Origin of the sequence: Croceitalea sp. MTPC6 (genome assembly GCF_036985525.1) — a bacterium.
Lineage (GTDB): Bacteria > Bacteroidota > Bacteroidia > Flavobacteriales > Flavobacteriaceae > Croceitalea.
On record NZ_BTGR01000037.1, the window covers coordinates 1 to 610 of the forward strand.

Consider the following 610-nt stretch of genomic DNA (forward strand, 5'->3'; position numbering starts at 1 on the left):
AAGTAAATAGAGCAGGTCGGTCGAATTTCTTTTATAGTACTCCACGGACCCGTCCAGGAAATTGTTGAAGAGCGCAAACTCAAGTGCCACGTCAAAGTTCTCGATGGTCTCCCATTGCAGCTCCGAGTTCCCGATGTCGGTGAATATGATAGCTGGACTGGCGGCATTGGAGGTTATGGAGAACCTGGGTTGGGATAGAAAGAAATCCAATAAATCATCGTTACCGACCTCACCATAGGATGCCCTGAGCTTCAGTTGGTTCACTACATTTGAGTTCACCAAGAAATCCTCTTGGCCTATCCTCCATGAACCACCCACGGAGTAAAAAGTCCCCCATCTGGTGTCCTGGTCGAAGACCGAAGAGCCATCTCGCCTTACGGAACCACTGATATAGTACTTGTTCTTGTAATTGTAGTTTACCCTGGAAAAATATCCCTCGATGCTCTTTCTTGTCGAATTCCCATCTAAGTTGACAATGTTCGAGAAGTTGTCGAACTCAAAGATTCCGTTGGCCGCCTGTACGGTGGCGGTACCGCCATTGAGGGAAAAGGTCCTGTCAAAACTTTCATGGCCTGCCGTAATATCCAGGTTGTGGTCCCCGAAGCTCTTT

General features: G+C 47.9%; 1 protein-coding gene. It reads right to left on the reverse strand.

Translation table 11 applies throughout. The features are described from left to right. A partial coding sequence (locus AACP56_RS17935; protein ID WP_339339093.1) for a TonB-dependent receptor domain-containing protein occupies positions 1-610 on the reverse strand: 610 nt, incomplete at both ends.